This window comes from Streptomyces sp. NPDC046303, assembly GCF_055588085.1.
The window spans coordinates 16,345-37,818 of the sequence record NZ_JBVJFA010000001.1 but is presented as its reverse complement, the minus strand read 5'-3'; the positions used below and the strand labels follow the sequence as shown (position 1 = coordinate 37,818).

Genomic DNA, 21,474 nt, shown 5'->3' with positions numbered 1-21,474 from the left:
GAGTGTCGTCAAAGTAGCGTCGGCCGCCCGGAGGGCGGGGCTGGCGGGGCCTGGTGCGTGCGATCGCAAGGCGGAGGAGGGAGTCGACGCGGTGGGGGCACCTCCCAGCGGTAGCTGGGGGACGTCGGCGACCGACGACAACGCGGCGAGCGTGCGTGCCAGGCCCCGCCAGCCAGACGGGACTTTGACGACACGACCTAGGGGGACGGGAGTTCCGCGAAGTCGGCGACCAGGCCGCGGTGGTGGCCGGCCGTGCCGAGGGCAAGCGAGTCGGCCTTGGCCCGCTTGAGGTAGAGGTGGGCCGGGTGCTCCCAGGTCATGCCGATGCCTCCGTGCAGCTGGACGCATTCCTCGGCGGCCCGGACGGCCACGCCCGAGCAGTAGGCCTGGGCGACGGCGACCGTGAGCGGTGCGTCGGGGGACGCGGTGGCCAGGGCGTCGGCGGCGGCCCTGGCGGCCGCCCGGGCGGAGGCCACGTCGAGCCAGAGGCGTGCGAGGCGGTGCTTGAGGGCCTGGAACGAGCCGACGGGCCGGTTGAACTGGTGGCGGACCCGGAGGTATCCGACGGTCTCCGTCAGGCACCATTCGGCGATCCCCAGCTGTTCGGAGGCGAGCAGCCCGGCCCCGGACAGCAGGGCCCCGGCGACGGCCGCCCGGGCCGTGGCGGGGTCGGCGAGCCGGGCGCCGGCGGCGGCGTCCAGGGTGACGGTGGCCAGCGGACGGGTCAGATCGAGGGGGACCTGCGCGGTGAGCCCGGCCGAGGCGGCGGGGACGGCGTAGAGCCCAGTGTCGGCGAGCACCAGCAGCACGTCGGCGGCCACCGCGTCCGCGACGGAGGTGACCGTACCGGTCAGGGTGCCGCCTCCGGAGTCGCGGACGGCGGCCGGCAGCGGGGCGCCGGGGGCGAGGGTCAGCGGCACGGCCGGTACGCACACCTGGCGCCCCGAGGCCAGCTCCCGCAGCAGCGGGACGGCCTCCTCGGTGTCGCAGCCGAGCAGGATCTCGGTGGCGAGCACCGCGCTCGTCAGGTACGGGGCGGGCGCCACGGCCCGGCCGAGCTCCTCCAGGACCACGGCCACCTCGCGGTGGCCCGCGCCCTGACCGCCGAGCTTCTCCGGTACGAGGAGCCCGGCAGCGCCGATCCCGGTGGCGAGCGGCCGCCACAGGGCCGGGTCGTGGGGCCGGCCGGTCTCGATCCGGGCGAGGACGTCCGCCGGTGCGCAGCGGGCCTCGAGGAGCGAGCGTACGGCGGCGCGCAGTTCCTCCTCGGCCTCGGAGTAGAGCAGGTGCGTCGAGGTGGCCGCGGGGGCGGCGGGCGTCGGGGTCGTCATCGGGCGAGGTCCTTCCAGGCGAGGTCCTTGTCGTCGCGCGGCTCGGACGGCAGGCCGAGCACGCGTTCGGCGACGATGTTGAGGAGGACTTCGCTGGTGCCGCCCTCGATGCTGTTGCCCTTGGCGCGCAGGTAGCGGTAGCCCGCGTCGCGGCCGGTGAAGTCGACCAGTTCGGGACGGCGCATGGTCCAGTCCTCGTAGGCCAGGCCCTCCTCGGCGAGGAGTTCGACCTCCAGTCCGCTGATCTCCTGGTTGAGGCGGGCGAAGGTGAGCTTCATCCCTGATCCCTCGGGGCCGGGCTGGCCGACGGCGAGCTGCTGGCGCAGCCGTTCACCGGTGAGGCGGGCGACCTCGGCCTCCACCCACAGCTCCAGGAGCCGCTGGTGGAGGGCGTGGGTGCGCAGTTCGGGACGTTCGCGCCAGGCGGCGGCGACCGGTGCGATCATGCCGCCCTCGCGCGGGATGCGCATGCCGCCGATGGAGACGCGCTCGTTCATCAGGGTGGTGCGGGCCACCGCCCAGCCGTCGCCGACGGCGCCGAGCCGGTGGGCGTCGGGGATGCGGACGCCGGTGAGGAAGACCTCGTTGAACTCGGCCTCGCCGGTGATCTGGCGCAGCGGCCGGACCTCGACGCCGGGGGCGTGCATGTCGCAGAGGAAGTAGGTGATGCCGCGGTGCTTGGGCTGCGCCGGGTCGGTTCGGGCGATCAGGATGGCCCAGCGGGCGGTGTGGGCGCTGGAGGTCCACACCTTCTGGCCGTCGACCACCCACTCGCCCCCTTCCTCGTCGAGGACGGCGCGGGTGCCGAGCGCGGCGAGGTCGGAGCCGGCGCCGGGCTCGCTGAAGAGCTGGCACCAGACCTCCTCGCCGATCCACAGGGGGCGCAGGAAGCGCCGCTTCTGCTCTTCGGTGCCGTACGCGAGGATCGTGGGCGCGGCCATGCCGAGGCCGATGCCGATCCGGCGGGGGTCGTTGTCGGGGGCTCCGGCGGCTTCCAGTTCGGCGTCGACGACGGCTTGGAGGGAGCGGGGTGCGCCGAGGCCGCCGAGGCCCTCGGGGTAGTGGACCCAGGCCAGTCCGGCGTCGAAGCGGGCGCGCAGGAAGTCCGTGCGGGGGGTGGTGGCGGGCGGGTGGGCGGCGAGCAGGTCGCGTACGCGGGTGAGCAGCTGCTCGGGGGTGGCGGCGGGCGTGGTGGCGGGGGTCATCGGGAGTCACCCCGCTCCCGGGGCATGGCGAGGACCACCCGGCCGGTGGTGGTGCCGTCGGCGAGGCGCTGTACGGCGTCGGCGACGGCGGGGAGCGCGATGACTTCGCTGATCAGGGGCTTGATGGCGCCTTCGGCGGCGAGGCGGGTGAGTTCGGTGTGGCAGGCGGTGATCGCGGCGGGGTCCTTGGCGGCGTAGAGCCCCCAGTGCAGGCCGAGGATCGAGTAGTTCTTGATGAGGGCGTGGTTGAGGGCGGGCGCGGGGACGCTGCCGCTGGCGAAGCCGACGATGACGATCCGGCCTTCGAAGGCCGCGCACTTGGCGGAGGCGGTGTAGGAGTCGCCGCCGACGGGGTCGTAGATGACGTCGGCCCCGCGGCCGCCGGTGAATTCCTTCACCCGGGCGACGACGTCCTCGGACCTGCGGTCGATCACGTGGTCGCAGCCGAGTTCCTCGGCGGTGCGCACCTTGGCCTTGCCGCCGACGACCCCGATGACGGTGGCCCCGGCGGCCTTGCCGAGCTGGACGGCGGCGCTGCCGACGCCGCCGGACGCGGCGTGGACGAGGAGGGTCTCGCCGGCCTGGAGGCGGGCCCGGCGGTGCAGGCCGAACCAGCCGGTCTGGTAGCCGATGTGCAGGGCCGCGGCCTCGGCGTCATTGAGGCTCTCGGGGGCCGGGAGCACGGCCCGTTCGGGTGCGAGCACGTATTCGGCGAAGCCGCCGTGGGGCAGGCTCGGGGTGGCGATGACGCGGCGGCCGTCATCGGTGAGGCCGCAGATCTCGACGCCCGGGGTGAAGGGCAGCGGCGGGCGGCTCTGGTACTGGCCGCGGACGAGGAGCGCGTCGGGGAAGTTGAGGTTCGCCGTGAGCACCTTCAGCTTCACCTCGCCCTCGCCGGGGACCGGTTCGGGAATCTCCTCGAGGCGCATGGCCTCGCGGGGCTCTCCCAGGGTGTGTACTCGCCATGCCTGCATCCGGGGCCTCCAGCCGCCGTCGAGGAACCATGCTCCGCGGCATACTAAGCGGTCGCTTGCCCTTCTGTGAACCACGGAGGGCTGCGGATCCGCGCGGGAACACGCGGAGAAAGCGGGCGCTGGGGACGGGTGGCCCGGATTAGCATCAACGCGCAGATGCCGTACGGCATATGACACGATCTTCGGGGGGAACCGTCCCATGAACAGAACCCGCACCAGAGCCGTCACCTCCGCCGCCGCGGCAGCCGCCGTCCTCGCGGGGTTGATCACCGCCGCCGCACCGGCCGCCGCTGCCGATCCGGCGTGCACGCCCGGCATCACCGTCCTGCCCTCGCTGACGGGCGGCCCCGCCGGCTCGGTCCGCGCCTTCGGCCCCGACGGGCTGGCGGCGGGGTCCAGCGCAGGCCTGCCCGCGTACTGGACCGCCGACGGCGCGGTCCACGCGGTGCCGATGCCGGAGGGCTTCCAGGAGGGCACGGTCACGGCCGTGAACGGCAAGGGCCTGATGGTGGGCACCGTGCGGAGCACCGTGCAGGGCTACCCGCGGGCCGTCTTCACCTACCAGCTCGGCGCCGCGTCGGTGCAGTTGATCACCGCCACGTCCGTGCACTCCGGCGGGGCCGACGTCAACGACGCGGGCCGCGTCGTCGCCATGGACAACGGCGTCGCCAAGGAGTGGCTGAACGGCACGGTGGTGCGCGAACTGCCCGTCCCCGCCGACGCCCACCCGAGCACCGTCATCAGCTCGGTGAGCGGCATCAACAAGCGGGGCGACGTCGTCGGCACCGCCCACACGAGCTACTGGGACCAGGACAACGACCAGAACGTCAGCAAGACCTACCCCGTGGTCTGGCCCGCGGGCGACTACCCCACCGCGAGCCTGCCCGTGTGGAACGACGGGGACTGGAACCTCGGCACCCACCCGACCGGCATCGACGACAAGGGCCGGGTCGTCGGCTACGAGAAGCTGAGCCACCGCGACTGGCAGGAGCGCAAGCCGGCCGCCTGGAAGCGTCCGTACGACGCCCTGCCCGTCAGCCCCGGCCTGGTCCCCGGATACCAGCACCTCACCCTCGACGCCATCAGCCCGACCACGAACGCGACGGTCGGCGCGGCCATGACCTTCGTCGACGGCTACCCCAACCACATCCGGGCCGCGTACTGGCCCGGAACCGGCCCGGCCAAGGCGCTCCCCCACCCGGCGGGCGCCACCCCGGACGACCGCAGCGAGGCCTTCGCGGTCGCGGACGACGACCGGGTGGGCGGCAGCTACTGGGCCTGGGACGGCGTCGGATCCGGCGCCGTGATCTGGACGTGCGCGAGCGGGCAGGCGTACACCCCGCAGGGCTGATCCCGTCCGGGGCCTGGTGATCTCGGCGCCCGCGCGCTATCGATGCCCCATGACGGACGACACCCGGATCGCGTACGACACCCGGCGCGGCCTGCCCGCGCCGCCGGCGCTCGGCGCCGCCGCCCTGCCTCCCGGCACTTACGCCGGGCAGGTGGTCCTCGTGACCGGCGGCGGCACCGGGCTGGGCCGGGCCATCGCCGCCGAATTCGCGCGGCTCGGCGCCGACCTGGTGATCGCGAGCCGACGGGCCGAGCGGCTCGAGGCGGCGCGGCAGGACCTGGCGGCCGTGCCCGGCGCGGGACGGGTGGCGGCCGCCGTCTGCGACATACGGGACCCCGAGCGGGTCGCGGAGGTCTTCGACGCGGCCGAGGCCGCCTTCGGGCTGCCGGACGTGCTGGTCAACAACGCGGCCGCGAACTTCCCCTCCCCCGCCGAGGACCTCTCGCCCCGGGCCTGGCGTGCGGTGGTGGACATCACCCTGACCGGCACCTGGTTCATGACGCGGGAGTTCGGCCGCCGCCACCTCGCCGCGGGCACTCCCGGCTCGATCGTGAACATCGGCGCCTCGTACGCGTGGACGGGCGGGCCCGGCTTCGCCCACAGCGCGGCCGCCAAGGCGGGGGTGAAGAACCTCGTGGAGACCCTCGCCGTCGAGTGGGGCCCGTACGGCATCCAGATCAACGGGCTCGTGCCGGGCCTGTTCCCGCACGCCGACATGACCGGGGACATCCGCGACGGCCTGGACCGCGCGGCGCCCGACGACCGGGCCGGGCGGCAGCCGGCCCTGCGGGTGGGCGAACCCCGGGAGCTGGGCTGGGCCGCGACCTTCCTGGCCTCGCCGTACGCCCGGTTCGTCACGGGCCACACCCTGGTGGTCGACGGGGCGAACTGGCAGCGCCGGGCGCTGGTCAACCCCGAGGTGGTACCCGTGCGCGAGCAACTGGGCCGAGGCCCCTTCGCGGGGCCCGGGGCCAACTAGCGGCACTAGCCCCCCGTGAAGTGCGGCGGGCGGCCGGCGGCTTTGGCTCCGTAGCCCTCGCGGCAGTCGTCCGAGGTGAGGGTGAGGGCGGCCGTCATGGCGACGCGGTCGAGGGCGGAGGGCAGGGCCGCGTCCGCGTAGGCGTCGACCGCGCGCTTGATGCCCTGGACCGCGAGGGGGGCGTTGGCGGCGATCTCCCCGGCGAGGCCGCGGGCCGCGGCGTTCAGCTCCGGGCCGGGCACGACCAGTTGGACCAGGTTCAGCCGCTGCGCGGTCGCCGCGTCGATGCGGCGGCCGGTCAGGGCCAGGTACTTGGCCCAGCCCGCGCCCGCCTCCCGGGCGATGCGCAGGTCTCCGCCCGCGTCCACCGCCACGCCCAACCGGGCTTCGGGCAGGGCGAAGACGGCGTCCTCGGCCGCCACCCGGATGTCGGCCATCAGGGCCAGCTCGAAGCCGAAGCCGAGGCAGTACCCCTGGACGGCGGCCACCACCGGCTGCGGGAGGCGGGCGAGGACCGCGAAGCGCTCGTGGACCCAGCGGATGCCCTCGTAGTAGTTGCGGGTCCGCTCGGCGGCCGATCCCCCGGTGATCGCGCCGCCGGGAGCGGTCACGTCGATGCCCGCGCAGAAGGCCCGGCCCTCGGCCCGCAGCAGTACCGCGCGGACCGAGGGGTCGAAGCGGATCCGGTCCGCCAGCAGACCCAGCTGGCGGGTGGACTCCCAGCTCCATCCGTTGAGCTGGTCGGGGCGGCACAGGGTGAGGACCGCGAGGCCGTCGGCCGCGGTCTCCAGCCGGATCCGCTCCTCCCCCTCCGCGATCTCCGTGCTGACGGTGTCGATCACGCCGGCTGCACCCCCCGCACTAGGTCTGACGGATCGTCAGACTAGAGGGTGCCCGGTCACCGGGGGAAGAGCTCGAACGGGACCGCCGGACGGCCGCCGAACCGGGCCGCCGCCTGCTGGGCGTTGCCGGTGAGGAAGGTGCGGACGTACTCCGCCGGGTCCTGGTCGGTGAGCCCCTCGATGTACGACTTGTGCTCCATCAGGGACTCGATCGACCGCAGCAGTCCCGGACCGGCGTCGGCCGCGTGCGTCGGCGTGCTGGAGCCGGACACCGCGACCCAGCGCACTCCGTTCCACGGCTCCAGGCCCTGCTCGGTGAGGAGTTCGGGAAAGATCCACCGGTTCCCGGCGTCACCGGCCGCGTCCAGGGTGGCCCGGCCGACGGCCTTGTGGTCGGGGGTGTTCCAGTAGCCGCCGCCCTGCGCGCCGCCCCACGTGTCGCGGTGGTTGAGCGTGACCACCAGCTCCGGACGGTGCCGGCGGATGGCCGCCGCGATGTCCCGGCGCAGGTCGAGGCCGTATTCCACGACGCCGTCGCGGTAGTCGAGGAACTCCACCTCGGACACGCCGACGACGGCCGCACTCGCCCGCTGCTCCGCTTCGCGCAGCGGGCCGCACTCGTCGGGGGCGAGGCCGTCGATGCCCGCCTCGCCCCGGGTGGCGAGCAGGTAGACGACCTCGCGGCCTCCGTCGGTCCAGTCCGCGATCGCGGCCGCGCATCCGTACTCCAGGTCGTCCGGGTGGGCGACGACGGCGAGGGCGCGCTGCCAGTCGGTGGGCATGGGCTGCAAGGGCGTGGGCTGTTCACGCTGTTCGGTCATGCCCCGCACCATAAACGAACGGCCCGGCGCGGCCCGGTCAGGCCTCGCCGCGCACCAGGGCCAGCAGCCGGTCCAGGACGCGCGGGCCGCCCGCGCGGACGCCGTCGTGCTCGAACTCGTCCGTCACCCAGGTCCGCAGGCCCCGTACGGCGCGTGCGGTCTCCAGGGAGTGCGCGGTGTCCACGTACATGTCGTCGTGGTAGACGGCGGCGGCCACCGGCACCTCGTTGGCGGCGAGCCGGTCCGGGTCGTAGAGGGGTTCCCAGCCGGTACGGGCGGCCAGCAGGTCGGCGGTCTCGCGCAGCGGGGCGAGGGAGGGGTCCACGGTGAAGTGCCAGGGGTGGATGGTCTCGCCGGTGAAGAGGAGGGGCTCGTCGCCCGCGAGGGTCTTGGCGGCGTCGAAGCGCGGGTGTCCGGCGCGCACCCGCTCGGCGGCCCAGGCGGTGGGCACGGCCGGGTCCTGGGCGTAGATCGCCTCGTGGACCAGCGCGTAGAGGGGGTGTCCGGCGAAGGAGAGCAGCGCGCGGGCGCCCTCGAGAAAGGCGTCGGACAGGGCGGGGCCGGCGGGGGTCCGGACGAAGGCGTCCTCCAGCAGGTAGTGCAGCTGGTGGCTGCCGTCTCCGGAGCCGAGGAGCAGGCCGAGGGACTGGAAGGCCTCGACGGTGAGGCGGTAGCCGCCGGGGAGTTCGGCCGGGCGCTCGGCGAGGTGGGCCGCGATCCGGCGGGCGCGCTCCACGTCCATCGGGTACCGGCGGTAGTGGGCCAGGTTCTTGCGCTCGATGCGGGGATACGCCGCCTCGTACACCTCGTCGGCGGTGGCGGTCAGGGAGGGGAGGCCACCGGTGATCAGGGCGGCGGTGAGGCCTTCGGGGGCGGTGGAGAGGTAGCGGGTGGCGCAGAATCCGCCGAAGCTCTGGCCGAGCACGGTCCACGGGGCGCCTCCGGTCAGGGCGGGGCGGATGGCTTCGGCGTCGCGCACGATGGAGTCGGAGCGGAAGTGGGCGAGGTACTCGGCCTGCTGGGCGGGGGCGCCGCGCAGCGGCAGGGTCTGCCGGTTCAGCGGGGTGGAGCGTCCGGTTCCGCGCTGGTCGAGCAGGAGGACGCGGTAGTCGGCCACGGCCCGCTCCAGCCACGCCTGCCGGCCGGTGAACCGCCGGGCCCCGAAGCCGGGTCCGCCCTCCAGGTAGAGCAGCCACGGCAGGGTCTGCGGGTCCTTGCCGGAGGCGACGACCTCGCGGGCGTACAGCTCGATCTGCTCGCCGTCCGGGCGGGAGTGGTCCAGGGGGACGGTGAACCGGTGGTCGGTGAGGACCGTTCCGGGCTGGCGGTAGACGTGCTCGACGGTCACGGACGGTCCCTGGGGTGCGAGGAGGTGAGGAGACCCGTGCCCGGTCGGGTCGCGGCCGGGCACGGGATGGCGTTCCGGTGAGTCTAGTACGGGTCCCCGCGGGCGGGCGGGGCTTACGGGAACTCGACCACCGAGCGCAGGACCTCGCCGCGCTCCATCCGGGCGAAGGCGTCCTCGACCCCGTCGAGGGGGATGGTTTCGGAGACGAAGGCCTCCAGGTCGAGCCGGCCCTGGAGGTAGAGGTCGATCAGCAGCGGGAAGTCGCGCTCGGGCAGGCAGTCCCCGTACCAGGAGGACTTCAGGGCGCCGCCGCGGCCGAAGACGTCCAGCAGCGGGAGCTCGAGCTGCATCTCCGGGGTCGGGACGCCGACGAGGACCACGGTCCCGGCCAGGTCGCGGGCATAGAAGGCCTGCCGGTAGGTCTCCGGGCGGCCCACGGCGTCGATGACCACATCGGCGCCGTTGCCGTCGGTCAGGCCTTGGACGGCCTTGACCACGTCCTCGCCGCGGCCGTTGACGGTGTGCGTGGCGCCCAGTCCGCGCGCCCACTCCAGTTTCCGGTCGTCGAGGTCCACCGCGATGATCTTCGACGCGCCCGCCAGCCGGGCGCCGGCGACGGCCGCGTTGCCCACGCCCCCGCAGCCGATGACGGCGACGGAGTCGCCCCGTCCGACGTTGCCGGTGTTCAGGGCGGCGCCGAGGCCGGCCATCACCCCGCAGCCGAGGAGTCCGGCGGCGGCCGGCGAGGCGGCGGGGTCCACCTTGGTGCACTGGCCCGCCGCGACCAGGGTCTTCTCCGCGAAGGCGCCGATCCCGAGCGCCGGGGAGAGCGGGGTGCCGTCCTCCAGGGTCATGGGCTGGGCCGCGTTGTGCGTGGCGAAGCAGTACCAGGGGCGTCCACGCCTGCAGGCCCGGCAGGTTCCGCACACCGCACGCCAGTTGAGGACGACGAAGTCGCCGGGGGCCACGGAGGTGACGTCCGGGCCGACCGATTCCACGATCCCGGCGGCCTCGTGGCCGAGCAGGAAGGGGAACGCGTCGTTGATGCCGCCCTCGCGGTAGTGCAGGTCGGTGTGGCAGACCCCGCAGGCCTGTACGCGGACGAGCGCCTCGCCCGGTCCCGGGTCGGGCACGAGGATCGTCGTCGTCTCCACCGGTGCGCCCTTGCTCCGGGCGATGACCCCTCGTACGCGGTGCGTCACGTCGTAACCCCGTTCTGCTCTGGTCGGTTCCCGCTCAGAACGTACACGGGCGCCGCCCGGCACGGGAGTTGCCTCACTCCGGAGCTCGATATCCAGCCAGCTCAGGAGGTACGGAGGCACGCAGGGCGGCGCCGAAGGCGGCCACCGCGGGGTGGGCGCCGCCTCCGCTGCGGAAGGCGAGGTTGGTACGGCGCTGCATGCGCAGGCGGGTCAGGCGGACCGCCGGATCGGCGGGGCCGGTGATCCCGAGCTGCGGTACGACGGCCACGCCCTGCCCGGCTGCGACCAGGGCGAGCACGGTGGCGAACTCGTCGACCCGGTGGCGGACCCGCGGGGTGAAGCCGGCGGCCTGGCAGGCCCGTTCGGTCATGGCGTGGCAGAGGGTGCCGGGGGTCGCGGTGATCCAGGGGTCCTGCGCGTGCGCGCGCAGGACGGCGCCCTGTTCGTCTCCCGGAGGTGGTTCGCAGGCCCGCGCCGCGGGCGCGGCCAGGTACATCGCCTCCCGGTAGAGCGGCTCGGTGGCCAGGCCGGGCTCCGGGTCGGCGGGCACGAAGTCGTAGGCATGGACCAGGGCCACGTCGAGGTCGCCCGAGCGCAGGGCGTGCGCGACCGCGGCCGGGTCGGTCTCGCGGACCATCGGCTCGAGTCCCGGGTGGCGCCGGGCGAGGACGGTCAGGGCGGCCGGGACGAGGGCCCGGGTGGCGGTGGGGAAGGCCCCGATGCGCAGGGCTCCGGCCAGGCCGCCGCGTGCCTCGGCCAGATCGGACTCGGCCTGTTCCAGCCGTTCGAGAACGGCCTCGGCGTGGCCGACCAGGTGCTGCCCGGCCGGGGTGAGGCGGACCCGGCGTCCGGTGCGTTCCAGCAGCGGGAGTCCCGCTTCCCGTTCGAGGACGGCGAGTTGCTGGGATACCGCCGAAGGGCTGAAGGCGAGGGCTTCGGCGACGGCGGCGATGGTCCCGCGGCGGGCCAGTTCGCGCAGCAGTCGCAGGCGTCGTACGTCGAGCATCGGCTCAGCTTACGTGTCGGGTAAGAAATGCGAACTGGATTCGTGGCTCGGGGCGGGCCAGGCTCGACGGCATGGCACAGGACATCGCCGGTATCACCGGCATCACTGAAATCGTCAGCGGAGACGTCGACGCGGGCCTCTCCCTGCGCGGGATCCACGTACCGCTCGTCACCCCCTTCACCCGCGCGGGGAACGTGGCCGCCGAGGCCCTGGAGGCGCTGGCCCACGAGGTCCTCGACGGGGGCGCGGCCGGGATCGTCGCCCTCGGCACCACCGCCGAGAGCGCCACCCTCGACGAGGCGGAGCGCGATCTGGTCACCGGCGTCTGCGCCCGGGTCTGCGAGGAGCGGGGAGCCCTGCTGACCGTGGGCGCGGGGGCGAGCGGGACGCGGGCCGCCGAGGCCTCGCTGGCCCGGCTGGCGCGGTGGCCGCAGGTGCGGGCGGCGCTGGTGACCGTACCGCCGTTCGTACGGCCCTCGGCGGCGGGGGTGCTGGCGCATTTCGCGAGGCTGGCGGAGGTGAGCCCGGTACCGCTGATCGTCTATCACGTTCCGTACCGCACGGGGCAGTCGCTGGACTGCGCCGCGCTGCGGGCGCTCGGCTCGCTGGACGGGGTCGCCGGTGTGAAGTACGCGGCCGGCTCGCTCGGGCAGGACGCCGTGGCGCTGCTGGGGGACCTGCCGGCCGGGTTCGAGGTGCTGGCCGGGGACGACGCGTACCTCTCGCCGCTGCTGGCGCTGGGGGCCGCGGGCGGGATCCTGGCCTCGGCGCACCTGGCGACGGGCCGGTTCGCGGAGCTCGCCGGGGCCTGGCGGGCGGGTGACGCGGCGCGGGCGAGGCCGCTCGGGCATGCACTGGCCCGGATGTCGGCGGCGGTCTTCGCCGAGCCGAATCCGGCGGTCGTCAAGGGCGTGCTGCACGCCCAGGGGCGCATCCCGGCGCCGGACGTGCGGCTCCCGCTGCTGCCGGCCTCCGGGGCGGCGGTGGCGGCCGTCCTGGAGGTGCTGACGGATCTCTGAGGAGCCGGGGCCGGACCGGGCGCGGGCCGCGGCGCAATAGCCGAAAAACGTCCGCGATGGGCGATTCGCGCATAAAGCACCTGTCGCCCGAATCCGGCCCACGGAGAGCGGACTTGCCCGTATTCGCCGAAGGGGCGCGGCCGGCCCGCCGACCCGTGATGTGAGTCACTCGGAACGCGTCAACATCATTTCGTCCGAGGGGTCGATTCCCTTGTGCCGAAAAGAAAGTTGGGTACGGCGCGAAGCGCCCGCCAAGGTCATTTTCGGGGCGGAAGGCAGGAAGTCGATCTACCGGTGGAATTCGGGCCTTGTTCGGGCCCGGCGGGCTCGCCTACGGTCACCCTCATTCCCGGTGGTCCGCAGCCGAAACCGGCCACCCCCGGGGCCTCTCCGTCCCCCCACGTGAGGAAATGCGCCATGCCCGCAAAGGGAAAGCACCGTCGGCCGAAGCACAACCCGATCACCCGCAAGCTGGCCCTCGTCGGCACCGGTGGCGCGGCCCTCACCCTCCCGCTGATCAGCGCGACCTCCGCCGGAGCGGTGCAGACGGCCACCGCTCCCACGGCTCGCACCGCCGCCCCCGCGGCGACCACCGCCACTCCCACGACCTATTCCGTGGTCGCCGGTGACACGCTTTCCGAGATCGCGGCGGAGCATTCCGTGAGCGGCGGCTGGAAGAAGCTCTACGCGGCGAACCGGAGCGTCATCGGCGACAACCCGGCGGTCATCCGGCCCGGTATCAAACTGAAGCTCGACACCAAGGCGGCGACCACCGAAACCGCCCGCGCGAGCAGGTCCGCCGCCCGGACCCCCCTCACCTACGCGAACAACCTCGACGGATGGATCCGCGAGTCCCTGGCCGTCATGGCCAAGCACGGAATTCCCGGCACCTACAACGGAATTCACCGCAATGTGATGCGGGAGTCCTCGGGCAACCCCCTCGCCATCAACAACTGGGACATCAACGCCCGGAACGGCATCCCGTCCAAGGGCCTGCTCCAGGTCATCGACCCGACGTTCAAGGCCTACCACGTGCCCGGCACCTCGCTGGACTCGTACGACCCGGTCGCCAACATCACCGCCGCGTGCAACTACGCGGCGGCGCGCTACGGCTCCATCGACAACGTCAACGGACCCTACTGAGCCTGAGCCCCTTGCGGGCCCGCGCGAGGGTGCGCAGGGGCGCCACCAGCCCGTAGCCGACGTCCCGGCGCAGGGCGGTGGCCCCCGCCCGCTCCACGGCGGTCAGCTGGTGTTCCATCAGCTCCGCCATGGTCGCGGTCACGGGGCGCAGCCCCGGTTCGGCGAGTTCGAGGATGCCGTGCGCGGCGTCGAGGGCGGTCCGGGCCCGTCGCGTCTCGGCGGCGAGGAGGGCCCGTACGGCATGGGTGTCGCGGGCCTGTTCGAGGTCGGCGCGGGTCACGCCGTGCTCGTCGAGGCGGGCGCGGGGGATGCAGAGGCGGCCGTCGGCCAGGTCCCCGGCGAGGTCCGCGAGGAAGTCGACGCGCTGGGCGGCGTCGACGAACCGCCGCCAGCCCGCGGCCTGTTCGGCGTCGGGGCCGCCCTGGTACTGGAGGCCGGTGAAGACCAGCACCCCCGGCCAGGCGTAGGCGTCGAGGTAGGCCTGGAAGTCCTCCTCGGCGGCGAAGCCGTCGAAACCGGCCTCCGCGGTGGCGGCGCCTTCGAGGAACCGGGAGACCCAGTGCGCGGGCAGCGCGCGGGAGTCCACGGCGTGCGCGTAGGCGCGCAGCACGGGGTCGGGGCTGTCCCCGGTCTTCAGGGCCGCTTCGACGCGCTCGGTCAGCGCGGCCAGGTGGGCGGCCCGCTCCGCAGGGGTGCCGGTCTCGGCCACGTCGTCGACCAGGTTCATGAACGCGAGGCCGGCCGCGAGCCAGGGCACCAGGGGCGGCGCTGCGAGCAGACGCAGCGCGAGGTACGGGGCGGGTTCGCGGCGGAGCACCCGGCGGGCGGCGCGGGTGTAGTCGTCCCGCAGCCGGGTGCCGGATATCCCGGCGGCCGTGAGGGTGGTGCGCCAGCTCGGCATGGTGGTCCTGCTCCTTGGAAACGGTGCGGAGACCAGGATCGCAGACCCCGGGCGGCGGGCTTCGGCCGCCTCAGGAGCGGTAGACCTTCCGGACCTTGCCGTCGGTGCCGGCCAGCACGTAGCCGCCTTGCCCGTACGCGTCGCTTAGGTAGGGCCGCATGGACGGGCTCTGGTCCATCATCCACGGCTCGACGATCACGTAGCGGGAGGTCGGGTTCGCCACGCCCAGGTCCTGCTTGGCCTGCTCCAGGAGGGCGGGCAGGGTGTCCCATTCGACCTTGGCCATGTCGATGAGCGGAACGCGGTCCTTGACCGTGCCGGCGGGGCCGGTGCGGGTGACCCCGCCGTCGCGGTACTGCCAGGAGTCCACGGTCTTGGCTCCGGGGGCGGTGGGGACGTCCGCGATGACGTAGGCGTCGTAGATGCGCAGGTTCACGAAGCTGGTGGTGCCGGTCTGCTGCTTCAGGGCCGCCAGGGCGGCCCGGATGCCGGCCGGGGTGAGCAGACTGCCCTCGGCCGCGGCGCCCTTGCCCTTGCTCGCCTTGGGTCCGGGGGCCGAGGGCGCCACCGGGACCTCGCTGCCCGAGGGGGCGGCGCTGCTGACGGCGCCGCCCGGGCGGCCGGCGCCTCCCTTCGCGTTGCCGCCGGATGCCGTGCCGTCCGGCAGCAGCTTGACGATCCCGACCGTGCCGGCGACGAGGACCGCCGCGAGGACCGCCCCGAGCAGGACCGGGCGCCTGCGCGGGGCCGCCGCCGGGAGGGGTGTGGTGGTGGCGTACGGGTGGGGCATCGGGCCGAAGGGCGGCGGTGTGGGCGGCCCGTACTGTCCGACGGCCGGCGAAGCCGCGGGGGCTGCCGGGGCGGCGGGGGCCGCGGGGCCTGCCGGGGCCGCGGCGAGAGCGGTGCTCGCATGCCGGAGCAGCTGTTCCAGCTGCTCCGCGCCGGGCCGCGCGGCCGGATCCCGTGCGAGCAGGCGCTCCAGTACGGGCGCCAGGGGGCCGGAGCGTACGGGCGCCGGGATCGGCTCGTCGAGCACGGCCACCACGGTGGCCAGGCTGGTGGCCCGGCGCAGCGGGTGGACCCCCTCCGCGGCCACGTACAGCAGCATGCCGAGCGACCACAGGTCGGAGGCGGCCAGCCCCTCCTCCCCGCGGACGCGCTCGGGTGCGATGTACTCCGGCGAGCCGATCAGCATGCCGGTGGAGGTGAGCCCGGTCGAACCGTGCAGGGCCGCGATGCCGAAGTCGGTGAGCACCGCCGATCCGTCGGGCCGCAGCAGCACGTTGGCCGGTTTCACGTCCCGGTGCAGGACCCCTTCGGCGTGCGCGGCGCGCAGGGCGGACAGGAGCTCGAGGCCGAGCCGGAGCACGTCCGCCGGCGGCAGCGGGCCGGTCGCCAGCCGGTCGTGCAGGGAACCGCCCCTGACCAGTTCCATCACGATCCACGGATGGCCGTCCGACCCCTCGGCGGGCTCGACGATGTGATGGATCGTCACCACGTGCGGGTGGGCGAGGCGGGCCAGCGCCCGGGCCTCCCGCACGGCCCGTTCGCGGAGCTGGCCGGCGAGACCGGGCTGGGCGGCGGCGGTCGCCGGGTCCGGCGGGCGCACCTCTTTGAGTGCGACCTCGCGGTGCAGTGCGATGTCGCGGGCGCGCCAGACCGTGCCCATGCCACCGCTGCCCAGGGGCGCCACCAGCTCGAAGCGCCCGTCGATCGGCTGTCTGCCGGCCTCACTCGTGTCCATGGCCGGTCATCGTAGGGGGCGCCGGTGTCAGCAGCGTCGGCGGTCCACCGTGAGGATGCCCTGTACGGCGGTGACCGTGCGGTCGTGGCATCCGCCGGGCGCCGCGGACCCGTACCGGAGGGAGCGGGCCGAGGTGGTGGCGACGGCGTGCCGCTGGTCCCGGGGGACGTTCGCGGTGTAGGTGGCGTCGCCCGTGTACCGGTCGTCGAGCCGGGCGGCGTCGACCTTCCGGCCGCCGCGCAAGGTGGCGGTGTCGGCGCGGTCGCCGAGCGAGAGGACGGTGCGCAGCCGGTCGCCGGCGCCGAGGGTGGTCTCGCCGTCCATCGTGTAGGTGCGGTGGGTACGGGTGGCGGTGGCCCCCCGGGTGACCGTCTCGTGGTCGGTCCAGGTGGCGGTGAGCGCGTCGCGCTTCTCGCCCTCGGTCCAGCGGTGCACGGAGGTGTGGTGCACGGCGCGGGTGACGGTGGTGGTGACCCGCCCGTGGGAGGTGTCGAGGTGTCCGCCGACGGTCAGCCGGTGGCCGCCCTCGGTGTCGAGGCGGTGCTCGCCGCCGGGTGCGGCGGGAGTCCAGCGGGAGGAGTTGGCCGGGGCGCCCTCCTCGTGCCGGGTGAGGGCGCCGGTGACGACCTCGCGTGCCTCGTCCTGCCACAGCAGCAGGTTGGTGGGGGTGCTCCAGCCGCTCTGGCCGGCCGGTACCCCGGCCACGGACACCTCGATGCGGTGCGGGCGGCCGTCGTTGAGGAGGGCGGCGTACGGGGTCAGGTCGTAGCGGATCGGCTGGACGTCGAAGGCGCGGGGGCCGGGGGTGACGTACCAGAGGAAGGGGTTGGACCAGCCGCCGGTCCAGACGGTGGGGAAGGGCGCGGCGATGCCGGCGAGCTGTCCGTCGACGGAGACCCGGACCTCGCGGTAGGGGCCCCCTTCCGCCGTGCAGGAGTACGGGGCCGCGGCCGGGGTGGTCATGTACCAGTACTCCTCGCAGCCGCCGCCCGAGCCGGTGGCGTACACCTCGGCGAGGAGGCGTTCGGTGTTGCGCGGCGTGGTGACGGACGGCGTGGTCAGGGGCAGGACGCGGTCCGGGGTGTCGGACGCGGCCGGGGTGGTGCCCTCGGCGGCGTAGAAGGTGAGGGTGACCTTGACGTCGATGACCCCGGTGTAGGTGTCGTTGACCACGTTGCCGATGAGCATCTCGACGGGCTGCGGGCGGGCGAGCGTGTCGCGGTAGCGGGTGACGTCCTTCTCGACGGACCAGGTGATGCCGTCCGGCGAGGGCTGGGGCGTGGAGGTGCGCAGGATCTCGACGCCGCCGAGGGAAACGTGGCCGAGGCGGTCGTACTGGCGGCCCTTGACCTTGCCGTCGAGGCGCAGGACCACGGCGGCCCAGTGGTCGGCGCCGCAGCCCTCGGGCGGGGCGTAGCTGCCCCGGTACGGGGTGAAGTCGCGGAACTGGGCCTCGGCGAGGGTCACTTCGCAGGACCTGGTCCCGGGCCGGGCGACGGACGGAGCGGGGGTGAGGGGGTCGTGCCAGTCGGTGCCGAACTCGGCGGGCGGCGCTTCGCCTCCGGGGGCCGGTGCCGCCGCGGGCGCGGGTGCGGGTGCGGGTGCCGGTGCGGGGGCGGCGGCGTTCGCGGGTCCCGCGGTGCCGGCCAGGGTGGCCGCGGCGAGGGTCAGCGCGCCGAGCAGGCCCATGATCCTGTGTCGTCTCATGGGCCAGCAGTGAAACCGGCTCGCCCGGGCGGCGCCAGATCCGATGTCCCGGCCCTGGCTTGAAATCGCCGGTCCAAGCGGCCTCAGCGCTTCGGGGCGCGGTACCGCTTGAGCAGCGCGGTGATCTTCTCGGGATCGGCCTTGCCGTTGAGTTCGGCGAGGAGGTCGTCGGGGCAGAGCTCGTACAGGTAAGCGCGTCGGCTCATGCCCCGTCCCTGCCCCGCCCGTCGCGCCCGGACACTCAGTCGCGGGAGTTGCCGAAGAGGATGCGGTAGCCGATCAGCAGGACCAGTGAGCCGGCGATGGCGGAGCCCCAGGTGGCGAGGTCGAAGAACTGGGTCTGGACCGGCCGGTCCAGGAACTTCGCCGAGAGCCAGCCGCCGGTGAAGGCGCCGGCCACGCCGATGAGGGTGGTGCCGATCAGGCCGCCCGGGTCCCGCCCGGGCAGCAGGATCTTGGCGATGCCTCCGGCCAGCAGTCCCAGGATGATCCAGCCGATGATCCCCATGTCCGTGCACTCCGTTTCGGTGTTCCGGTGCTTCTCCCCCCAGGACGCGGCCGGAGCCGGAACGGTTCTCCGACGCTCAGGGGTGGTGCACCGGGGCGAACGCGCCGAGCGGCGCGGCAGCCGCGGGGGCGGGGGCCGGGGCGGCCGCGGCAGCGGTCTCGGCAGCGGTCCGGACGGGGGCCTGGCCGGGCGGCGTACGGGTCAGCAGGAGCACGCCGCGCGCCGCGGCCAGCGCTCCCGCAGCGGCCAGCAGCACGCCCAGCGCGCCGCCCTGGAGGCGTTCGCCGAGCAGGACCATGCCGATGGCGGCCGCGGCCAGCGGGTTGGCCAGGTTGACCACGGCGAGCGGGGCCCCGAGCCCGCCCCGGTAGGCCCGCTGCGACAGGAGCATCCCGCCGACGGCGAACACCACGACGAGCAGGCCCACGGCGACGACCCGGGCGCTGAACAGGGATCCGCCGCGGCCGCCCGCCACGGCCACGGTCTGGGTGAGCGCCGAGGCGGCCGCCGAGGCCAGCCCGGAGGCGGTGGCGTGCCGCAGTCCGGAGCGCGGGTCCTTGACGGCGGTCAGCAGCAGGATCACCGCGGCCGTGGTCCCGGAGACGGCGAGCGCCTCGGCCAGGGTGAGCGTGTCGTCGGGGGCCGGCCCGGAGGCGGGGAGCAGCAGGAGTCCCAGGCCGGTGACGGTGGCCAGGGTGCCCCGCCATTCGGTGGCGGCCACCCGGCGCCCGGAGCCACGCGCCCCCAGGGGGACGGCGGCCACCAGGGTCAGCGCGCCGAGCGGCTGCACCAGTGTGAGCGGTCCGTACCGCAGGGCGGCCGCGTGCAGCAGGGCCGCGGCGGCGTTCAGTCCGGCCGACCACCACCAGGCGCCGTTGCCGAGCAGGGCCTTGGCCGTGCGTGCGGCTCCGGCGCGGGCGAGCCGCTCCTGGGCCACGGCGGCGGCCGCGTAGGCCACGGCGGAGGCGAGGCACAGGCCGACGGCGAGGGCGGTGGCGTTCACCGTTCGGCTCCGGCGGGCACGGGCGCGGCGCGGCGCGGACCGGGCAGCCCGCGTACGGGGATACCGGCGGCTGCCGGGCGCGGTATCAGCAGCAGGGCCACTGCGAGGAGCAGGGTGGCCACGAGGGCGTCGAGCCAGTAGTGGTTGGCGGTGCCGACGACCACGAACAGGGTCAGCGCGGGGTGCAGCAGCCACAGGGCGCGCCACCGGCCGGAGGTGGCGGCGATCATGCCCAGCGCGAGCATCAGGGCCCAGCCGAAGTGCAGGGAGGGCATCGCCGCGAACTGGTTGGCGAGGGTGTCGGTGGCAGGCGCTGCGCCGTAGACGCTGGGGCCGTAGACCTGTCCGGTGTCGATCAGGTGCGCCGCCCCGAGCATCCGCGGGGGCGCGAGCGGGAAGGCGAGGTGCAGGGCGAGGGCGGCTCCGGTGAGCACCGCGAGGACGCGGCGCGCCCAGAGGTAGTGGTCGGGCCTGCGCAGGTAGAGCCAGATCAGGAAGAGTGCGGTGGCCGGGAAGTGGACGGCCGCGTAGTACGTGTTGGCGGTGTGGACGAGGGCGTCGCCGTGGAGCAGCAGGCGCTGTACCGCTCCCTCGCCGGGGAGGTGGAGGGCGCGCTCGGCGTCCCAGATCCGCGCGGCGTTGCCGAAGGCCTCCGCGGTGCGTCCGGTCGAGAGGGTCCGGCCCGCTTTGTAGACGGTGAACAGCCCCGCGACGAGCAGCAGCTCGCGTATGAGGCGGCGGCGTGCGGCCTTCCGGTCGGCCGCCGCCCCGGCGGGTGTGGTCTGGGAGGTCATCCCCCGGTCTCTCTTCCTGTTGCGCACAGATCGACACGCCAGTGTATCGATACATTCACGTATCGATACGATGGTGTACCGATACGCTCGCGTTCCCGTACACTCGCAGTGGAAGATGCCGCCCGAGGCGCCCCCGAGGAGAGCCGCACCCCATGACGCCGACGCCGACCCCCGCGCGCCGTTCCAAGATCACTCCGGAGCGGGAGCAGGAGTTCTTCGACGCCGTCCTGGAGCAGCTGCGCGAGCACGGGTACGAGGCGCTGACCATGGAGGGCGTCGCCGCGCGGGCCAGCTGCGGCAAGTCCACGCTCTACCGGCAGTGGAGGACCAAGCCCCGGCTCGTCGCCGCCGCCCTGCGCGCGAACCGGCAGGGGACGCTCGTCGCGGTGGACACCGGGACCCTGGCGGGCGACCTGCGCGAGGCGGCCCGGATCGCGGCCTGCACCTCGGGGCGCGACACCCGGCTCATGCAGGCCCTCGGGCACGCGGTGCTCAGCGACGCGGAACTCCAGGCGGCTCTGCGCGAGGCGCTGGTCGAGCCGGAGCTGGCCGCCTTCGCCGCGATGGTGGAACGGGCGGTGGCGCGCGGGGAGATCACCGCGGACCACCCGGCCGTGGAGTTCCTGCCCGCGCAGCTGATGGGCGTGCTGCGCATCCGGCCGGTGCTCGAAGGGCGTGACGCCGACGCCGACTACCTGCTCCGCTTCGTCGAGGCGGTCGTGCTCCCCTCCCTGGGCCTCACACCGCCGGGAGCCGCCCGGATCGCCGGGACCCCCTGAACCGGCGGGCCGCCGTCCCGATGACCGGACGGCGACCTGCCCGCGCTGCCTCGTGGGGACGGCGGCAGCGCGCCAGTCGGACCGGGCGGCGGTCATTCACGCGAGGAGTGGCCGCCGTACGGTCCGACCGGCGGTCATCCACGCGAGGCGTGGCCGCCGTACGGTCCGATCGGCCCGCGGAAGGGACGACCCGTCGTCAGCGGACCGCGCCCATGGTGCGGGTGAACTCCTCCGGGTCGGAATCGAAGCCCTGCAGGCGTGCGTCGAGGGCCCAGGCCCCCGAGGCGTCGCGGGTGAACTCCGCCACCGTCGCCGCCGTGGCGGACGAAACGGAGCCGAAGTCGCCCTGGGCGAGGTCCGTATAGCCCTCGCGGATGCGCAGACCGGTGCCGGCGACATCGCCGAAGGTGAGGGCGCGCCCCGCGCCCGTGTCCTGGATGATCACCCCGACCACCACGCGCCGCAGATCCGGTGCCATCCGGTGGAGTTCGAGGGTCATCACCTCGTCGAAGCCGAAGCCCTGGCCCGTGTGGCTGTCCCGGTTCAGGGTGATGGTGCCGTCGGGTGAGCGGCTGCCGAAGTGGACCAGGTGGACGGGTACCCCGTGCGGGTCCGCGGCCCCGAAGACCGCGGCGACGATGTCGAGGTCGTGCGCGGGCGTTCCGGCGGGGCTGGGGTCCCACCGCAGCGCGACTTCGACCTTGGCCAGGCCCTTGCGTACACCAGTCACCGAACTCCCCCTTCGCTTACGGGTATTGCCGGGCCATGGTCCCACGTGTCCCCCGCCGGGGCCCGAACGACCGTACGTTCCCGGCCA

General features: G+C 74.3%; 21 protein-coding genes. 5 read left to right on the top strand and 16 right to left on the bottom strand.

What is annotated here, in order from left to right; translation table 11 throughout:
- Nucleotides 1–197 precede the first annotated feature (197 nt).
- From ACZ6I1_RS00185 to ACZ6I1_RS00175, 3 genes are read right to left on the bottom strand one after another with little or no spacing between them, the layout of a single operon-like run.
- Nucleotides 198–1,331 (bottom strand): acyl-CoA dehydrogenase family protein, encoded by a 1,134-nt coding sequence (locus tag ACZ6I1_RS00185; RefSeq protein ID WP_469281435.1) that lies wholly within the window; start codon nucleotides 1,329–1,331, stop codon nucleotides 198–200.
- Nucleotides 1,328–2,536, bottom strand: a complete 1,209-nt coding sequence (locus tag ACZ6I1_RS00180) for an acyl-CoA dehydrogenase family protein (protein WP_469281433.1) — start codon at nucleotides 2,534–2,536, stop codon at nucleotides 1,328–1,330. Before ACZ6I1_RS00180 ends, ACZ6I1_RS00185 begins: the two co-directional genes overlap by 4 nt.
- Nucleotides 2,533–3,510 carry an NADPH:quinone oxidoreductase family protein gene (locus ACZ6I1_RS00175; RefSeq protein ID WP_469281432.1) on the bottom strand — a complete coding sequence of 326 codons (978 nt, stop codon included), beginning with the start codon at nucleotides 3,508–3,510 and terminating at the stop codon, nucleotides 2,533–2,535. The genes ACZ6I1_RS00180 and ACZ6I1_RS00175 overlap by 4 nt, the downstream gene beginning before the upstream one ends.
- 199 nt (nucleotides 3,511–3,709) lie before the next feature.
- On the opposite strand from ACZ6I1_RS00175, the gene ACZ6I1_RS00170 reads away from it, so the two are divergent.
- On the top strand, nucleotides 3,710–4,861 hold the full coding sequence (locus tag ACZ6I1_RS00170) for a hypothetical protein (protein ID WP_469281430.1): 1,152 nt from the start codon (nucleotides 3,710–3,712) through the stop codon (nucleotides 4,859–4,861).
- Between the two features lie 49 nt (nucleotides 4,862–4,910).
- Complete coding sequence (locus ACZ6I1_RS00165) at nucleotides 4,911–5,840, top strand: SDR family oxidoreductase (RefSeq protein ID WP_469281429.1); 930 nt, start codon at nucleotides 4,911–4,913, stop codon at nucleotides 5,838–5,840.
- A gap of 5 nt (nucleotides 5,841–5,845) precedes the next feature.
- Here the strand turns inward: ACZ6I1_RS00165 and ACZ6I1_RS00160 are convergent, their stop codons facing one another.
- The 5 genes from ACZ6I1_RS00160 to ACZ6I1_RS00140 form a co-directional block, all read right to left on the bottom strand.
- On the bottom strand, nucleotides 5,846–6,682 hold the full coding sequence (locus ACZ6I1_RS00160; RefSeq protein WP_469281427.1) for an enoyl-CoA hydratase/isomerase family protein: 837 nt from the start codon (nucleotides 6,680–6,682) through the stop codon (nucleotides 5,846–5,848).
- Nucleotides 6,683–6,738: 56 nt separating this feature from the next.
- A complete protein-coding gene (locus tag ACZ6I1_RS00155; protein ID WP_469281426.1) occupies nucleotides 6,739–7,503 on the bottom strand; it encodes a PIG-L deacetylase family protein in 765 nt (254 codons plus the stop codon).
- 37 nt (nucleotides 7,504–7,540) lie between these two features.
- Nucleotides 7,541–8,851, bottom strand: coding sequence for an alpha/beta fold hydrolase (locus tag ACZ6I1_RS00150; RefSeq protein ID WP_469281424.1), 1,311 nt, complete (start codon nucleotides 8,849–8,851; stop codon nucleotides 7,541–7,543).
- Between the two features lie 113 nt (nucleotides 8,852–8,964).
- Complete coding sequence (locus ACZ6I1_RS00145; protein ID WP_469281422.1) at nucleotides 8,965–10,053, bottom strand: S-(hydroxymethyl)mycothiol dehydrogenase; 1,089 nt, start codon at nucleotides 10,051–10,053, stop codon at nucleotides 8,965–8,967.
- A gap of 73 nt (nucleotides 10,054–10,126) precedes the next feature.
- Nucleotides 10,127–11,059 (bottom strand): LysR family transcriptional regulator, encoded by a 933-nt coding sequence (locus ACZ6I1_RS00140; RefSeq protein WP_469281420.1) that lies wholly within the window; start codon nucleotides 11,057–11,059, stop codon nucleotides 10,127–10,129.
- 71 nt (nucleotides 11,060–11,130) lie between these two features.
- Between ACZ6I1_RS00140 and ACZ6I1_RS00135 the strand changes: the two genes are divergently transcribed.
- Complete coding sequence (locus ACZ6I1_RS00135) at nucleotides 11,131–12,078, top strand: dihydrodipicolinate synthase family protein (protein WP_469281418.1); 948 nt, start codon at nucleotides 11,131–11,133, stop codon at nucleotides 12,076–12,078.
- Between the two features lie 417 nt (nucleotides 12,079–12,495).
- Nucleotides 12,496–13,221, top strand: a complete 726-nt coding sequence (locus tag ACZ6I1_RS00130; RefSeq protein ID WP_469281416.1) for a LysM peptidoglycan-binding domain-containing protein — start codon at nucleotides 12,496–12,498, stop codon at nucleotides 13,219–13,221.
- Here the strand turns inward: ACZ6I1_RS00130 and ACZ6I1_RS00125 are convergent.
- The 7 genes from ACZ6I1_RS00125 to ACZ6I1_RS00095 all read right to left on the bottom strand — a co-directional run bounded on the left by ACZ6I1_RS00125 (nucleotide 13,205) and on the right by ACZ6I1_RS00095 (nucleotide 19,878).
- Entirely contained in the window at nucleotides 13,205–14,122 is a 918-nt protein-coding gene (locus ACZ6I1_RS00125) for a squalene/phytoene synthase family protein (protein WP_469281414.1), read from the bottom strand. The genes ACZ6I1_RS00130 and ACZ6I1_RS00125 overlap by 17 nt on opposite strands.
- A 70-nt stretch (nucleotides 14,123–14,192) precedes the next feature.
- Nucleotides 14,193–15,866: a serine/threonine-protein kinase gene (locus tag ACZ6I1_RS00120; RefSeq protein ID WP_469281412.1), complete on the bottom strand. Its 1,674-nt coding sequence runs from the start codon at nucleotides 15,864–15,866 to the stop codon at nucleotides 14,193–14,195.
- 27 nt (nucleotides 15,867–15,893) lie between these two features.
- Nucleotides 15,894–17,573 carry a peptide-N4-asparagine amidase gene (locus ACZ6I1_RS00115; RefSeq protein ID WP_469281410.1) on the bottom strand — a complete coding sequence of 560 codons (1,680 nt, stop codon included), beginning with the start codon at nucleotides 17,571–17,573 and terminating at the stop codon, nucleotides 15,894–15,896.
- Between the two features lie 83 nt (nucleotides 17,574–17,656).
- A complete protein-coding gene (locus tag ACZ6I1_RS00110; protein ID WP_469281408.1) occupies nucleotides 17,657–17,779 on the bottom strand; it encodes a hypothetical protein in 123 nt (40 codons plus the stop codon).
- A 35-nt stretch (nucleotides 17,780–17,814) separates the two neighbouring features.
- Nucleotides 17,815–18,081, bottom strand: a complete 267-nt coding sequence (locus tag ACZ6I1_RS00105; protein WP_469281406.1) for a GlsB/YeaQ/YmgE family stress response membrane protein — start codon at nucleotides 18,079–18,081, stop codon at nucleotides 17,815–17,817.
- 76 nt (nucleotides 18,082–18,157) lie between these two features.
- Nucleotides 18,158–19,084: a hypothetical protein gene (locus ACZ6I1_RS00100; RefSeq protein WP_469281404.1), complete on the bottom strand. Its 927-nt coding sequence runs from the start codon at nucleotides 19,082–19,084 to the stop codon at nucleotides 18,158–18,160.
- Entirely contained in the window at nucleotides 19,081–19,878 is a 798-nt protein-coding gene (locus ACZ6I1_RS00095; RefSeq protein WP_469281402.1) for a phosphatase PAP2 family protein, read from the bottom strand. The genes ACZ6I1_RS00100 and ACZ6I1_RS00095 overlap by 4 nt, the downstream gene beginning before the upstream one ends.
- Before the next feature lie 152 nt (nucleotides 19,879–20,030).
- Between ACZ6I1_RS00095 and ACZ6I1_RS00090 the strand changes: the two genes are divergently transcribed.
- Nucleotides 20,031–20,657 carry a TetR/AcrR family transcriptional regulator gene (locus ACZ6I1_RS00090; RefSeq protein WP_469281400.1) on the top strand — a complete coding sequence of 209 codons (627 nt, stop codon included), beginning with the start codon at nucleotides 20,031–20,033 and terminating at the stop codon, nucleotides 20,655–20,657.
- A gap of 196 nt (nucleotides 20,658–20,853) precedes the next feature.
- On the opposite strand, the gene ACZ6I1_RS00085 is transcribed toward ACZ6I1_RS00090, so the two are convergent.
- Nucleotides 20,854–21,387, bottom strand: coding sequence for a TerD family protein (locus tag ACZ6I1_RS00085; RefSeq protein WP_469281398.1), 534 nt, complete (start codon nucleotides 21,385–21,387; stop codon nucleotides 20,854–20,856).
- Between the last annotated feature and the right edge of the window lie 87 nt (nucleotides 21,388–21,474).